Raw genomic sequence first — 15,040 nt, forward strand, 5'->3', positions numbered from 1 at the left:
GAAGGGCCGCGCTGGCCCGCTGACCACACCTCCTCCTCTACTTAAGGAATCACCATGCAGCGCAGCAAGACCTACCGCGCGGCTGCGGAGACGTTCGACAAGAACGAGCTCTACGCGCCGCTCGCCGCGATCAAGATCGCGAAGACCGCCAGCAAGAAGAAGTTCGACGAGACCGTCGACGTCGTCTTCCGCCTCGGCGTCGACCCCCGCAAGGCCGACCAGATGGTGCGCGGCACCGTCAACCTGCCCCACGGCACCGGCAAGACCGCTCGCGTCCTCGTGTTCGCGAACGGTGACAAGGCCGAGGCCGCCCGCGAGGCCGGCGCGGACTTCGTCGGCAGCGACGAGCTGATCGACAAGGTCGCCGGCGGCTGGACCGACTTCGACGCCGTCGTCGCCACCCCGGACCTGATGGGCAAGGTCGGCCGCCTCGGTCGCGTGCTCGGCCCCCGTGGCCTCATGCCGAACCCCAAGGTCGGCACCGTCACCCCGGACCCGGCCAAGGCCGTCTCCGACATCAAGGGCGGCAAGATCGAGTTCCGCGTCGACCGCCACGCCAACCTGCACTTCATCATCGGCAAGGCGTCCTTCTCCGAGACCCAGCTCGCGGAGAACTACGCCGCCGCCCTCGAGGAGGTGCTGCGGCTCAAGCCGGCCAGCTCCAAGGGCCGCTACCTGAAGAAGGTCACCGTCTCCACGACCATGGGCCCCGGCGTCCAGGTCGACCCCAACCGCATCAAGAACGTCGCGGTCGAGGACGAGGCCACCGCCTGACCCAGGCTCCAGCCAGTACGACGCCCGCCGCTCCCGCAAGGGACGGCGGGCGTCGTACATTTCCGGCACCTTCGTAGGGTGGGCGCGTGAGGCGACTTCTCGGGACGCTGCTCGTCGTTCTGGTGCTCCCGGCCTGCTCGACCGATGACGGTTCGGAGCCCGGCGCGGACGCCCCGGTCGAGTCCGTCGGCACCACGGCGCCACCGGGCCTCGAGGAGGTCCCTCCCGGCTACGACCAGCAGCTGGACGGCCCGCCGCCGGCCAAGGACGACGACCTCGACGGAGCCGCGCTCACCGCGCTCCTGCGCACACGGGCATCGGTCGCGGCCGACGGCCATTGCACCCGCGACCAGGTCTTCGTGAGACTGGCGGGCTTCGACCTCTCCCTGGGCCACCGCTACTCGCGGATCGAGGTGCGCAACGACTCGGACCGGTCCTGCGTCGTGGAGGGCGTGCCCGGCATCGGCGTGCGTGGCGCGTGGGGGTCGCGGTTCGTGCCCGAGGTCGAGCACACCGACCGGGACCTGAACGGCGAGCCGATCGCGGCGGTGCCCGTCCGGCTGGCGCCGGGGGAGCGGGCCGCCGCCCTGATCGAGTGGACCGGCGACCTCGCCGGGGCCGAGTCCGAGCAGGCGTCGATGCTGGTCGTCCAGCTGGCGTCGGGCCAGGTCCCCGTCCCGGTGCCCGCGGTGGCCGACGGGGAGCGCATCGACATCGGCCAGTTCACGACGATCCGGCTGGCGCCGTTCGTCGCCGGCTGATGTTGTCGGGCAATGCCTGCACTTGTCGGGCGTTGCAACACCTGACAAGTGCATGAATCCCCGGTCGACCGGGGATTCATGCAGCCCGCTCAGGCCGTCAGCTTCTCCAGCGCCGCCAGCTCGACACACACGGCCACCCCGGCCATCGCGGCCTCCACCTCGGCCAGCACCGGGAAGGTCGGCGCGAGCCGGATGTTGCGGTCGTTGGGGTCGTTGCTGTGGGGGAAGGCCGAGCCGGCGGGGGTCAGCGCGATGCCGGCCTCCTTGGCGAGGGTGACCACGCGGGCCGCCGTACCGTCGAGGACGTCGAGGTTGACGAAGTAGCCGCCGGTGGGGACGGTCCACTCGGCGATGCCCAGGCCCGCGAGCCGGCCGGTGAGGGCGTCCTCGACCGCGGCGAACTTGGGGGCGATCAGGTCGCGGTGCTTGCGCATGTGGGCCCGCACGCCGTCGGCGTCGCCGAAGAACTCGACGTGACGCAGGTGGTTGACCTTGTCGGGGCCGATCGCCGCGAAGCCGAGCCGCTGGAGGTACCAGGCACGGTTCTCGGGCGAGGCGGCGAGCGCCGCGACGCCGGCGCCCGCGAAGGTGATCTTCGAGGTCGAGGCGAACATGATCGGCCGGTTCGGGTGGCCCGACGCGGCGGCGAGGCCGAGCGCGTCGGCGCTCTTGATCTCGTCGTCGGTCAGGTGGTGCACGGCGTAGGCGTTGTCCCAGAAGATCCGGAAGTCCGGCGCGGCCGTCGGCATCGCCATCAGCTCGGCGGCGACCTCGGCGGAGCACACGGCTCCGGTCGGGTTGGCGTAGGTCGGCACGATCCACATGCCCTTGACGCTCGGGTCGTCGGCGACCAGCGCCCGCACGGCGACCGGGTCGGGGCCGTCGGGGGTCATCGGCACGGTCACCATCTCGATGCCGAGCTCGGCGAGCATCGTGAAGTGACGGTCGTAGCCGGGCACGGGGCAGACGAACTTCACGACCGGCTCCTGCGACCACGGCCGCGGGGAGTCGGGGCCACCCTTGAGGATGAGGGCGGTCAGCACCTGGTACATCATCGTCAGGCTCGAGTTGCCGCCGCAGACGACGGTCGAGACGTCCACGCCGAGCAGGTCGGCGAAGATCTCGCGGAGCTCCGGCAGGCCGTCGAGGCCGCCGTAGTTGCGCACGTCCGTGCCCGCCCGGTCCTTGTACGACGTCGGCAGGCCCAGCAGCGCGTTCGACAGGTCGAGCTGGTCGGCGCCCGGCTTGCCGCGCGTGAGGTCGAGCTTCAGCCCGCGCTCCTTGAGCGCGTCGTAGTCGGCGCGGACCGTCGTCAGGCGCGCGGCGAGGTCGTCGGCGGACAGGTCGGCGAGCGGCGTCGAGGAGGTCACGGGACCATCTTGTCGCACCGGCCGAGCGGTCCGCGATTTGGTATCGCCGCGAGCAGCGCCGTAGCCTTCTCCACGAAACCTTAAGACCGCCGGTTGTCAGGGCTGCCAGTCCTGACCGAAGGTTCCGCGAGATGCGGACGGCCTGCGCAGGGGATCAGAGCAGCACCGGGCGCCACGTGCCCGATGTCCACGCCCTGAGCGCCTGCGCTCGGGGCGTCCTTCATTTCCCGGTCCATCGCGGCGGTCTCCCACCGGAAGGAGACCCATGGCGCGGGCAGACAAGCAGGCCGCCGTCGCGGAGATCGCTGAGTCGTTCAGCGAGTCCGCAGGCGCTGTGCTGACCGAGTACCGCGGTCTCACCGTCAAGGAGCTGCAGGACCTTCGCCGCTCCCTCGGTGCGAACGCCAACTACGCCGTGGTCAAGAACACGCTGGCCAAGCTCGCCGCCAAGGAGGCGGGCATCGATGGCTTCGACGACCTGCTGACCGGTCCGACCGCGATCGCCTTCATCAAGGGCGACGTCGTCGAGGCGGCCAAGGGTCTGCGTGACTTTGCCAAGGCGAACCCCACCCTCGTGATCAAGGGTGGCGTTCTGGACGGCAACCTCCTCGACGCGTCCGCGATCGCCAAGCTGGCCGATCTCGAGTCGCGCGAGGTGCTCCTGGGCAAGCTGGCGGGCGCGATGCTCGCTTCGCTCAGCCAGGCCGTCTACCTCCTCAACGCCCCGCTCGCCCAGGCTGCCCGGCTCGCCGGCGCCCTGGAGGCGAAGGCCCAGGAGGACCCCTCGATCCTCGCAGGTGGTGCCGGTACGCCGGTCGCCGCCGAGGAGGCCCCGGCCGCTGAGGCCGAGGCCCCCGCCGACGAGGCTCCCGCTGAGGAGGCGGCTCCCGAGGAGCCCGCCGCCGACGCTGCCTCTGACGAGGGCGACACCGCCGAGGCCTGAGGCCCCGGCGTCACCACCACCTGAAACCCGGCCGGCGCGCGACGTACGCGCGCCGACCACCTGAGAAAGGAACCGCCACCATGGCGAAGCTCACCACCGACGAGCTCCTCGACGCGTTCAAGGAGATGACCCTCATCGAGCTCTCCGAGTTCGTGAAGCAGTTCGAGGAGACCTTCGGCGTCACCGCCGCTGCTCCCGTTGCCGTTGCCGCTGCCCCCGCCGCCGGCGGCGCCGCGGGCGGTGCCGAGGAGGCCGCTGCCCAGGACGAGTTCGACGTCGTCCTCGAGGCCGCTGGTGACAAGAAGATCAACGTCATCAAGGAGGTCCGCGCGCTGACCTCCCTCGGCCTCAAGGAGGCGAAGGACCTCGTCGAGGGCGCCCCGAAGGCGATCCTCGAGAAGGTCAACAAGGAGACGGCTGACAAGGCCAAGGAGGCCCTCGAGGGCGCCGGCGCCACCGTCACCCTCAAGTGACCCCTCGCTGACTCGTTCAGCACCACGAGGCCGGCAGAGCAGCGCTCTGCCGGCCTCGGCCTTTTTGCAACGGCTCCCGCTGCCGCGTAGCAGGTCACGCTGGTTACCCGGTAGTGCTACTCGCAAGTACTTTCGCGATCCCGATGGACGGGTCGGCGTGACGGCCGCCACGGTTTACGCGTAACGTGCGCCACGTGGCTGCGTTGTTCCCTCGCAGCACGAGCCGGGTCAGCGGACGTAGGAAGAGGTCAACATGGGCGTCGATGTAGCGGTGACGAACCTGACGAAGCAGTTCGGCAAGCAGCTGATCTGGAAGGGCGTGACCCTCACCCTGCCCGCAGGCGAGATCTCCGTGATGCTCGGCCCGTCCGGTACGGGCAAGTCCGTCTTCCTCAAGGCGCTGATCGGCCTGGTCAAGCCCGACGAGGGCTCGATCGTCATCGAGGGCACCGACATCGCCTCCTGCTCCGAGAAGGAGCTCTACGAGGTCCGCAAGCTGTTCGGCGTGCTGTTCCAGGACGGCGCGATGTTCGGCTCGATGAACCTCTACGACAACGTCGCCTTCCCGCTGCGCGAGCACACCAAGAAGGGCGAGTCCGAGATCCGTGACATCGTCATGGAGAAGATGGACCTCGTCGGTCTGCTCGGCGCGGAGATGAAGCTCCCCGGTGAGATCTCCGGTGGTATGCGCAAGCGTGCCGGCCTGGCCCGCGCGCTGGTGCTCGACCCCGAGATCCTGCTGATCGACGAGCCGGACTCGGGCCTCGACCCCGTGCGCACGTCGTTCATCAACCAGCTCTTCGTCGACCTGAACGCCCAGATCGACGCGACCTTCCTGATCGTGACGCACGACATCCACTCGGTCCGGATCGTGCCCGACCAGATCGGCCTGCTCTACCACAAGCACCTGGCCATGTACGGCCCGCGCGAGATGCTGCTGTCGTCCGACGAGCCGGTCGTGCGCCAGTTCCTCAACGCGCAGACCGTCGGCCCGATCGGCATGTCCGAGGAGAAGGACGCCGACCAGCTGGCCGCTGAGAAGGACATGGACCTCCCGCCGCTCCCGCCCATCCCGCTGCAGCTCGAGCCCTCCAACGGCATCCCGCGTCGCGCCCAGCGCGCGCCCGGCGCCTGGTGCCGGGAGAACGGCATCACGCCGCCCCCGGGTTCCTTCACCAAGGAAGCCGAGCACGCCAGTGGATCCTCGCAGCACTGACCGGAGCACCTTCGCCCCATGTCTCTGACAGCCGCTCGGGTTCTCCAGCCTGTCGGAACGGCTGGGAAGCTCTTCGCCTTCGCGCTCGACGTGGGGCGGGGACTCTTCCGACGTCCGTTCCAGACGCGTGAGTTCCTCCAACAGGCGTGGTTCATCGCCTCGGTCACGATCGTGCCGACCGCGCTCGTCGCCATCCCCTTCGGCGCGGTCATCGCGCTGCAGGTCGGTGGCCTCATCAAGCAGTTCGGCGCGCAGTCGTTCACCGGCTCCGCGTCCGTGCTCGCGGTCATCCAGCAGGCCGGACCGATCGCGACGGCGCTACTGATCGCCGGTGCCGGCGGCTCGGCCATCGCGGCCGACCTCGGTGCCCGCAAGATCCGTGAGGAGCTCGACGCGATGATGGTGCTGGGCATCGACCCGATCCAGCGCCTGGTCGTGCCGCGCGTGCTCGCCTGCATGCTCGTCGCCGTCTTCCTCAACGGCATGGTCAGCGTCGTCGGTGTCGGCGGTGGCTACGTCTTCAACGTGATCCTCCAGGACGGCACGCCCGGTGCCTACCTCGCCAGCTTCACCGCGCTCGCCCAGCTGCCCGACGTGTGGATCGGCATGATCAAGGCGCTCGTCTTCGGCCTCATCGCCGCGATCGTCGCCGCCTACAAGGGCATGAACGCCGCCGGTGGCCCGAAGGGCGTCGGCGACGCGGTCAACGAGTCCGTCGTCATCACCTTCCTCCTCCTGTTCGTCGTCAACTTCACCCTGAGCACGATCTACCTGCAGGTCGTGCCCCCGAAGACGGGTTAGCGCGATGGCGAACATCAAGGCGATCTACGAGCGGCCCGTGAAGGGCCTGGACACCCTCGGCCACGAGCTGTCCTTCTACCTCAAGGTGCTGATGGCGCTCCCGCGCTCCGTCATGCACTACCCGCGGGAGATCCTGCGGATCCTCGCGGAGGTCACCCTCGGCTCCGGCGCGCTCGCCGTCATCGGCGGCACGGTCGGCGTCATCGCCGGCATGACCTTCTTCACCGGCGCGCAGGTCGGCCTGTCCGGGTACGCCGCGCTCAACCAGCTCGGCACGGCGGCCTTCGCGGGCTTCGTCTCGGCCTACTTCAACACCCGCGAGATCGCCCCGCTGGTCGCCGGCATCGCGCTGGCCGCGACTGTCGGCTGCGGCTTCACCGCCCAGCTCGGCGCCATGCGGATCTCGGAGGAGATCGACGCCGTCGAGGTGATGGCGATCCCGTCGATGCAGTTCCTCGTCACGACCCGGGTCGTCGGTGGCCTGATCGCGATCGTCCCGCTCTACGTCGTCGGCCTGCTGTCGTCGTACGTCGCGAGCCGGCTGGTCGTCACCAAGTTCTACGGTCAGTCCGCGGGGACCTACGACCACTACTTCAACCAGTTCCTGCCACCCGGCGACGTGCTGTGGTCCTTCGGCAAGGTGCTCGTGTTCGCGGTGGTCGTCATCCTGATCCACTGCTACCACGGCTACACGGCCTCGGGCGGTCCCGCGGGCGTGGGCGTCGCGGTGGGCCGTGCGGTGCGGACCAGCATCGTGGCCATCAACGTGATCGACCTCTTCCTGTCGATGGCGATCTGGGGCGCGTCCACCACCGTCAGGCTGGCGGGGTGACGACGCGATGAACAAGGTCCTCGCTGCCCACAAGGTGCTGGGTGTCGTCTTCGTCTGCCTGCTGCTGCTCGGCGTCTGGCTGACCTACGCCACCTTCACGAAGAAGTTCGCCGACTACGAGGAGGTCACCCTGACCACCTCCAACGTCGGTCTCCAGCTGCCCACCCGCGCGGACGTCAAGATCCGCGGTGTCATCGTCGGCGAGGTCCTCGAGGCCAAGGCCGGCGCGGACCAGGGTGCCGAGCTGACCCTCGGCATCTACCCCGACAAGCTGGACGAGATCCCGGCCAATGTCACCGGGTCGATCGTCCCGAAGACGCTGTTCGGCGAGAAGTACGTCTCGCTGGTGGTCCCCGACAGCGGTCCGTCGGGCACCATCCGGGCCGGCGCCGTCATCGACCGGACCAAGGTGGCCACCGAGCTCGAAGAGGTCCTCTCGGACATCTACCCGCTGCTGCGCACCGTCCGCCCGGCCGACCTCAACGCCACGCTCAGCGCGCTGGCGACGGCGCTCGAGGGCCGCGGCGAGCAGCTCGGCGAGAACCTCGAGACCGTCGACTCGTACCTCAAGCGGATCAACCCGCAGATCCCGGCGCTGCTCGAGGACCTGAAGCTCACCGCCCAGGTGTCCGACACCTACGCCGACATCCTCCCCGAGGTGGCGCAGATCCTCGACGACACCGTCAAGACCACCGGCACCATCGAGGAGAAGGAGGCGGCGCTGACCGCGACGCTGCGCGACATCCGGAGCTTCTCCGACACGGCGCGCTCCTTCCTCGCCGCCAACGAGGCCAACCTGCGCGAGGCCGGCGAGCTGAGCACGCCGATCCTGCGGGCCGTCGCGCGCTACGCACCGACCTTCCCCTGCATGTCGGCGGCCATCGTCAAGGCCCAGGGCCGGCTCGCGGAGGCCTTCCGCGGCTACGAGCTGCACATCGTGCTCGAGACGCTGCAGGACCAGCCGCGCAAGTACACCGCCAAGGACGCGCCCTTCTTCGGCGACGACCGCGGTCCCGACTGCCTGGGCCTGCCGGACATCCCCTACAGCCAGGAAAACCCTTACCCGCCGCTGCCGCACCTCAACGACGGCATGAACGGTGACACCGGCAAGGGCAACCTCCGGCCGAGCGCCGCCTACCAGGGCACGCCGGACGACGTGACGGCGCTGCGCGGTGCCCTCGAGGCCGAGTACGGCGCCGGCGCCGACATCAACGTGCTGCTGGCCGGTCCGGCCGTGGCCGCGGGGAGTGGTCGCTGATGGTGCGCGGACTCGACAAGCGGACCAGCGGCGACCTGATCCGCCTGGTCATCTTCATGGTCACGACGGCCCTGGCGACGGGCGTCCTGATCGTCACGATCGGCAACCTGTCCTTCGGCGCGACGAAGGAGTACACCGCCGACTTCGTCGACGCCACCGGCGTCAACAAGGGCGACGACATCCGGATCGCGGGCGTCAAGGTCGGCAGCGTCGAGGACATCGACATCATCAAGGGCAACCGGGCGAAGATCACCTTCAAGGTCGACGCCGACACGAAGCTCGACGACGCGACGCACGCGACGATCCGCTACCGCAACCTGCTCGGCCAGCGCTACATCTCGCTGGCCCAGGACGGCTCCGGCGGAGACCGGCTCGAGGAGGGCGAGGGCATCCCGGTCGACCGGACCACGCCGGCCCTCGACCTCACCGTCCTCTTCAACGGCTTCAAGCCACTGTTCGAGGCACTCTCGCCCGATGACATCAACAAGCTGTCCTTCGAGATCGTCCAGGTCTTCCAGGGCGAGGGCGGCACGCTCGAGGGCCTCCTCTCGAGCACGGCCTCCATCACCCAGACGCTGGCCGACCGCGACAAGGTGATCGGCGAGCTGCTCGAGAACCTCGACTACGTCCTCGACCACGTGGCCGACCGCGACAAGCAGCTGACCAACCTGATCGACAGCTTCCGCTCGCTCGTCGGTGGGCTCAACGACGACCGCGAGGCGATCCTGTCCTCGCTGGACTCGATCTCCGAGCTGTCCGTGCAGACCGCGGCCCTGGTCACCGACATCAAGGACCCGTTCGTCAAGGACATCAAGGAGCTGCGGAAGGTCGCCACGACCCTCAACCGCAACCGCAAGGAGATCGACCGGGCGCTGCAGGTGCTCCCGGTGAAGCTCACGAAGATCGGCCGCACGGCGATCTACGGCTCCTGGTTCAACTTCTACCTCTGCCACTTCAAGACCACGATCAAGGTGCCCGGCCTGAAGAACCCGCTCGGCACCACGATCCCGGTCGACGCGCCCCGGTGCTCGCTCAAGAAGGAGGTCGGCGAGTGATCCCCTTCCGCGAGCGCAACCCCGTCGCGGTCGGTGCCGCGAGCATCGCCGTCCTCGTCCTGATGCTGGTCGCCGCGCTGCGAGCCCAGGACCTGCCCCTCATCGGTGGCGGTGACACCTACTACGCCTCCTTCGACGAGGCCGGCGGCCTGAAGGTCAAGGACGAGGTCCGCATCGCGGGTGTCCGGGTCGGCCAGGTCACCTCGATGGAGCTCGAGGGCGACTCGGTCAAGGTCGGGTTCAAGATCAAGACCGACGCCGAGTTCGGCGACGCGACCCGTGCGGACATCAAGGTGAAGACGATCCTCGGCTCGATGTTCCTCTCGCTCACGCCGGGCGGCTCCGGCCAGCTCGCGGAGGGGACCACCATCCCGACCGAGCGCACCAGCTCGCCGTACGACGTCGTCGAGGCCTTCAGCGGCCTGGCCGAGACGTCCGCCGACATCGACACCGACCAGCTGGCCAGCGCGCTGACCACGCTCGCCGACCTGACCCGCAACACGCCGGAGGAGTTCCGCTCGGCGCTGGCCGGCGTCTCCGCGCTGTCGAAGGTCGTGGCGTCCCGCGACGACGAGATCAACTCGCTGCTCAAGAACCTCGACCGGGTCTCGACGGTGCTGGACTCCCGCGACGAGGACATCGTGGCGCTGATGGCCGACGCCGACACGCTCTTCAAGGCGCTCCTGCAGCGCAAGGCCCAGATCCACCGGCTGCTGGTGTCGACGACGACGCTGAGCAAGACGCTGACCGGGCTGATCCGCGAGAGCCGGGCCGACCTGAAGCCGGCGCTCGACCAGCTCGACTCCGTGCTGCAGGTCATCAAGAAGAACGAGAACAACCTGGAGGACGCGATCAAGGCGATGGCGCCCTTCTACCGGGTGTTCGCGAGCACCCTGGGCAACGGGCCGTGGTTCGACACCTACCTGTTCAACCTGCCTCCGATCCCGGGTGCGGGAGGTGCCAACTGATGAGCGACGTGCGACGCTTCCTGCCGGTCGCGGTCATCGTCCTGCTGCTCCTCGCCGGAGTGGTGTGGATGTTCGCCGGGAGCAACGACGCCAAGAGGGTGACCGCCTACTTCCCCCGCACCGTCTCGGTGTACGAGGGCAGCGACGTCCGGGTCCTCGGCGTGGCCATCGGGCAGGTCGAGGAGGTCGTCCCGCAGGGCACCCAGGTCAAGGTCGTCATGACCTACGACAGCGACGTCGACGTGCCGCAGGACGCCCAGGCGGTCATCGTGTCGCCCTCGGTGGTCGGGGACCGCTACATCCAGCTGACGCCGGCGTTCGACGACGGCGACAAGGTCATGGCCGACAACACGGTGATCAAGGTCGACAAGACCGCCATCCCGCTCGAGCTGGACCAGATCTACTCCAGCATCGACAAGCTCACCGTCGCGCTCGGCCCCGAGGGGGCCAACCGTGAGGGTGCACTGACCGACCTGCTCGAGCAGACCGCGAAGAACTTCGGCGGCCAGGGCGAGGAGTTCCACCAGACGATCGAGGACTTCGGCAAGCTCAGCGAGACCCTCGACAACAACAAGGACGAGCTCTTCGACTCGGCCGCCCAGCTCGAGGGCTTCATCAAGACGCTGGCCGACAACGACCAGACCGTGCGCAGCTTCAACAAGTCGCTCGGCGACGTGTCCGGCCTGCTCGCCGACGAGCGGCAGGAGCTGACCACGGCGCTGTCCAACCTCGGCACCGCCCTCGACGAGGTCGCCCGCTTCGTGAAGTCCAATCGGGCCGTCCTGGGCCGCAACATCCGCGACGTCAACCGGGTCGCCAAGGTGCTGGTCCGCCAGCGCGAGAACCTCGACGAGATCCTCGACGCCGGTCCGCTCGCGCTCACGAACCTCTACCACACCTACAACCCGAAGGACGGCACGCTCGACACCAACGCCAATATCGGCAACCTGGTGCACGAGCTCACGTCCGACCCGGAGGCCGTGCTGTGCACGCTGGTGTCGGCCAACGACCCGAAGGGCGACCTGTGCGACCTGATCGGGGCCCTGCTGCCGCGCGGCGCACCGTTCGGCACCGGCTCGGCCTTCTCGCAGCCCTACGACCCGACCCTGTTCGGACTGGTGGGGGCCGAGCGATGAAGAGCCTGCGAAACCGAGCCCGCACCGTCGCTGCCGTCCTCGTCGGCATGGTCGCGCTGTCCGGCTGCGACTTCGACGTCTACCAGTTGCCGCTGCCCGGCGGCGCCGACGTCGGCGACGACCCGATCGAGGTCACCGTCAAGTTCGACGACGTGCTCGACCTGGTCCCGAAGTCGTCGGTCAAGGTCAACGACGTGACCGTCGGCCAGGTGACCGACGTCGAGCTCGACGGCTACCAGGCCGTCGTCAAGCTCCAGCTCCGCAACGACGTGAAGCTGCCCGACCAGCCGGTGGCCTCGATCCGCCAGACCAGCCTGCTCGGCGAGAAGTTCGTCTCCCTCGCCGCGCCGTCCAACGGCGGGGAGGGCCGGCTCGGCAACGGCGACGTGATCGAGAACGGTGGCCGCAACCCGGAGGTCGAGGAGGTCCTCGGCGCGCTGAGCCTGGTCCTCAACGGCGGTGGCGTGGCGCAGATCAAGACCATCGCCTCCGAGCTCAACCTCGCCCTCGACGGCCGCGAGGACTCCGCGAAGTCGGTGCTCACGCAGGTCGAGTCGCTGATGAGCCGGCTCGACGCGCGCAAGGGCGACATCGTCGACGCGATCGAGTCCATCAACCGGCTCGCGATCAGCGCCCGGCAGCACCAGGACAGCATCGACGCGGCGCTGGAGGAGCTGCCGAGCGCGCTCGACTCGCTCGACCGGCAGCGCGATGACCTGGTGGCCATGCTCGACGGCCTGACCAAGCTGAGCGACGTCGGTGTCCGGGTGATCAAGGCGACCCAGGCGTCGACCGTCAACACGCTGAAGTCGCTCGACCCGATCCTGACCCAGATCGCGGCGTCCGGCGACAACTTCGCCAAGGGCTTCAGCACCTTCCTGACCTACCCGTTCATCGACGAGTCGGTCGGCCGCAACCCGCAGACCGCGCGCAACCTGCACATGGGCGACTACGTCAACCTGTCGGTCGACCTCCAGCTCGACCTCGGCAACCTCCGGCTGCCCGACCTGGCCTGCATCCCGATCAACGAGATCCCGGACCTGCCGCTCGACGTGCTCATCGACGTCAAGACGCTGTGCAACGGCGTCACCAAGACGCTGCAGGGCTGCCTGCGCACGCCGCCCGACGTCGCCGCCTGCGCGAAGCTCCCGCAGTACCTCCTCGACGACGTCTGCGACGCGGTCAAGCTGCTGTGTGGTGGCGGGCTGAATCTCGGTGGAGCCCGGGCCAGCGGTGACCCGATCGGCAACCTGCTCGGCAGCGTGCTCGACGGTGGCGGCCTGGGCCGACCACGACCGGGCGCGACCGACGACGTCAACGACATGTGGCGCACCTTCGACGACAGGTACGACGCCGACCTGGTCGACGTGTACTCTGCCGCCCTCGTGGCGCCGGCCCAGGGACGGAGCGCCGACCGATGATCACCCGTCGTACCCGCATCCAGCTCCTGGTGTTCGCGGTCATCACGCTCCTCGGCGTGACCTATGTCGGCGCCCGCTACGCGCAGCTCGACAAGGCGATCGTCGACAGCGACTACACCGTGACGGCGCACTACCCCGACTCCGGCGGCATCTTCACCGGCGCCGAGGTCACCTACCGCGGCGTCGGCATCGGCAAGGTCGGCGACCTGGTGCTGACGTCCGACGGCGTCGACGTGAAGCTCGACATCGACAACAAGTGGGACAAGATCCCGCGCGACACGATCGCCCTCGTCGGCAACCGCTCCGCGGTCGGTGAGCAGTACGTCGAGCTCCAGCCGCAGACCGACGACGGTCCCTACCTCGTCGAGGGCTCGGAGATCGACGACGTGGCCACGCCGATCGCCACCGAGAAGCTCCTCGGCGACCTGTCCGCGACCGTGGCCAGCGTCGACCGCGACTCGCTCGCGACGACGGTCGAGGAGCTCGGCAAGGCCTTCGCCGGCACCGGCCCGGACCTGCAGAAGATCATCGACACCGGCAACTCGTTCATCGAGACCGCCGACGACAACTTCGACGTGACCACCGCGCTCATCCGCGACAGCAACACGGTGCTGCGGGGCCAGCTCGCCTCGGAGACCTCGCTGCGGGCCTTCGCGTCGCAGCTGTCGGCCTTCACCTCCTCGCTCGCGGGCGCCGACAAGGACCTGCGCAAGGTCATCGACTCCGGCTCCGTCGCGGCCACCCAGCTGCGCACCTTCCTCGAGCAGAACGGCGTCGAGCTCAGCGAGCTGCTCTCCAACCTGGTCACGACCGGCCGCGTGACGATCAAGCACCTGGCGGGGATCAAGCAGCTCCTGGTGGTCTACCCGTACGCCGTCGGCGCCGGCCAGGTCGTCGTCGGCAGGCGCTCCGTCGCCCAGGGCGGCAGTGGCTTCTGGGACGCCCACTTCGGCCTGATCATCGCCCCGACCTCCACCCCCTGCTACGACGGCTACCTCAAGAAGCGGCGCAACCCGGAGTCGGACCGCGGTGACCTGCCGCTGCCCAGCGACGTCGGCTGCACCGAGCCCGCGACCAAGAGCAACCCGCGCGGCCTGCAGAACCTCCGTCGCCCGGCGCCCGGTGGTGCGGCGTACGACATCGCCGTCCGCTACGACAGGGCCACCGGCGACCTGACCTGGGATGTCCCCGAGGGTGCTTCGAGTGGCCGGGGTAACGTGGCCCCTCCGACGCTCGGAGAGGACTCGTGGAAGTGGCTGTACGTCCAACCGATGCTCAGCAGCCGGTGACGGCGGACGACAAGGCGACGGACGGCACGACGAGCACGGGCGGTCGCGCTGCCCTGCGCTGGACGGTCCTCGCCGTCCTGGTCGGCGTCCTCGTCGCGGGCCTGGCCGTGTCCGCCCTCGTCGTCTTCGGCAACGGGGCGGGGCCGGGGCTGGGCAACCGCGTCTCGTCCGTCTTCGACCCACCGAAGGACGGCTCCCGCGACCGCGAGGAGGTGCTGGCCGCGTCGCGCACCTTCGTGCAGCGGTTCAACACCTACGGCCCCGACATGCTCGAGGAGTCCGGCGAGATGCCGGACTACCGCGCCGTCGGCGACCTGATGACCGCGAAGTTCCGCAAGGCCTTCGACGAGAACCTCACCATCGCCGAGAAGGCCGTCGCCCAGACGGGCATCGACCGCGTCGCCACGGTGTACGGCGTGGGCATCTCCGCGATCGATGCCGACTCCGCGACCGTGCTGGTCGGCGCCGAGGTCGTGTCGTCGTACCCGAGCGGGGACAACCCGGACGAGCGGGTCGACTTCGAGCCGCAGCGCTTCCGCTACGAGGTGACCCTGGTCCGCATCGACGGCACCTGGGTCGTCGACGACCTCGACGACGTCGACGACGGGCTGCCGTCGTTCGCCAACTCCTCCTCCCAGGACACCGTGCCCGACGGCCAGGGCCCGTCGGGCACGCCGAGCGGCGCGCCGTCGGGCAGTGCGACGAGCGAGCCGTCCGGCGCGGCCACCGAGGGGAGTGAGTGA

15 protein-coding genes are annotated in these 15,040 nt (G+C 69.1%); 14 read left to right on the forward strand and 1 reads right to left on the reverse strand.

Features of this window, described 5'->3' with window-relative positions; genetic code table 11:
- Nucleotides 1–54: 54 nt before the first annotated feature.
- Both rplA and BJ993_RS13565 read left to right on the forward strand, forming a co-directional pair.
- The gene (rplA, locus tag BJ993_RS13560; protein ID WP_036550299.1) at nt 55–774 is read left to right on the forward strand and encodes a 50S ribosomal protein L1; all 720 of its coding nucleotides are present in this window, start codon (nt 55–57) and stop codon (nt 772–774) included.
- 86 nt (nt 775–860) lie between these two features.
- Nucleotides 861–1,535, forward strand: coding sequence for a DUF4232 domain-containing protein (locus tag BJ993_RS13565; RefSeq protein WP_179649231.1), 675 nt, complete (start codon nt 861–863; stop codon nt 1,533–1,535).
- Between the two features lie 89 nt (nt 1,536–1,624).
- On the opposite strand, the gene BJ993_RS13570 is transcribed toward BJ993_RS13565, so the two are convergent.
- A complete protein-coding gene (locus BJ993_RS13570; RefSeq protein ID WP_036550301.1) occupies nt 1,625–2,905 on the reverse strand; it encodes an aspartate aminotransferase type Ic in 1,281 nt (426 codons plus the stop codon).
- Between the two features lie 265 nt (nt 2,906–3,170).
- On the opposite strand from BJ993_RS13570, the gene rplJ reads away from it, so the two are divergent.
- From rplJ to BJ993_RS13630, 12 genes are all read left to right on the forward strand, one after another.
- Entirely contained in the window at nt 3,171–3,848 is a 678-nt protein-coding gene (gene rplJ, locus BJ993_RS13575; RefSeq protein ID WP_036550302.1) for a 50S ribosomal protein L10, read from the forward strand.
- A gap of 80 nt (nt 3,849–3,928) precedes the next feature.
- The gene (gene rplL, locus BJ993_RS13580) at nt 3,929–4,321 is read left to right on the forward strand and encodes a 50S ribosomal protein L7/L12 (protein WP_036550303.1); all 393 of its coding nucleotides are present in this window, start codon (nt 3,929–3,931) and stop codon (nt 4,319–4,321) included.
- 253 nt (nt 4,322–4,574) lie between these two features.
- Nucleotides 4,575–5,537, forward strand: a complete 963-nt coding sequence (locus BJ993_RS13585; protein WP_036550309.1) for an ABC transporter ATP-binding protein — start codon at nt 4,575–4,577, stop codon at nt 5,535–5,537.
- Nucleotides 5,538–5,555: 18 nt separating this feature from the next.
- Complete coding sequence (locus BJ993_RS13590; RefSeq protein WP_036550314.1) at nt 5,556–6,338, forward strand: MlaE family ABC transporter permease; 783 nt, start codon at nt 5,556–5,558, stop codon at nt 6,336–6,338.
- Between the two features lie 4 nt (nt 6,339–6,342).
- On the forward strand, nt 6,343–7,170 hold the full coding sequence (locus tag BJ993_RS13595; RefSeq protein WP_036550315.1) for an MlaE family ABC transporter permease: 828 nt from the start codon (nt 6,343–6,345) through the stop codon (nt 7,168–7,170).
- A 7-nt stretch (nt 7,171–7,177) separates the two neighbouring features.
- The gene (locus tag BJ993_RS13600) at nt 7,178–8,428 is read left to right on the forward strand and encodes an MCE family protein (protein ID WP_036550317.1); all 1,251 of its coding nucleotides are present in this window, start codon (nt 7,178–7,180) and stop codon (nt 8,426–8,428) included.
- Entirely contained in the window at nt 8,428–9,483 is a 1,056-nt protein-coding gene (locus BJ993_RS13605; RefSeq protein WP_051932868.1) for an MCE family protein, read from the forward strand. The genes BJ993_RS13600 and BJ993_RS13605 overlap by 1 nt, the downstream gene beginning before the upstream one ends.
- Nucleotides 9,480–10,451, forward strand: coding sequence for an MCE family protein (locus BJ993_RS13610; protein ID WP_179649233.1), 972 nt, complete (start codon nt 9,480–9,482; stop codon nt 10,449–10,451). The genes BJ993_RS13605 and BJ993_RS13610 overlap by 4 nt, the downstream gene beginning before the upstream one ends.
- Nucleotides 10,451–11,587, forward strand: coding sequence for an MCE family protein (locus BJ993_RS13615; protein WP_242530491.1), 1,137 nt, complete (start codon nt 10,451–10,453; stop codon nt 11,585–11,587). The genes BJ993_RS13610 and BJ993_RS13615 overlap by 1 nt, the downstream gene beginning before the upstream one ends.
- Nucleotides 11,584–13,008 carry an MCE family protein gene (locus BJ993_RS13620; protein WP_179649235.1) on the forward strand — a complete coding sequence of 475 codons (1,425 nt, stop codon included), beginning with the start codon at nt 11,584–11,586 and terminating at the stop codon, nt 13,006–13,008. Before BJ993_RS13615 ends, BJ993_RS13620 begins: the two co-directional genes overlap by 4 nt.
- On the forward strand, nt 13,005–14,297 hold the full coding sequence (locus BJ993_RS13625) for an MlaD family protein (RefSeq protein WP_179649237.1): 1,293 nt from the start codon (nt 13,005–13,007) through the stop codon (nt 14,295–14,297). Before BJ993_RS13620 ends, BJ993_RS13625 begins: the two co-directional genes overlap by 4 nt.
- Nucleotides 14,294–15,040 carry a hypothetical protein gene (locus tag BJ993_RS13630; RefSeq protein ID WP_179649239.1) on the forward strand — a complete coding sequence of 249 codons (747 nt, stop codon included), beginning with the start codon at nt 14,294–14,296 and terminating at the stop codon, nt 15,038–15,040. The genes BJ993_RS13625 and BJ993_RS13630 overlap by 4 nt, the downstream gene beginning before the upstream one ends.

The sequence above is a fragment of the Nocardioides aromaticivorans genome, from assembly GCF_013408525.1.
GTDB lineage: Bacteria > Actinomycetota > Actinomycetes > Propionibacteriales > Nocardioidaceae > Nocardioides > Nocardioides aromaticivorans.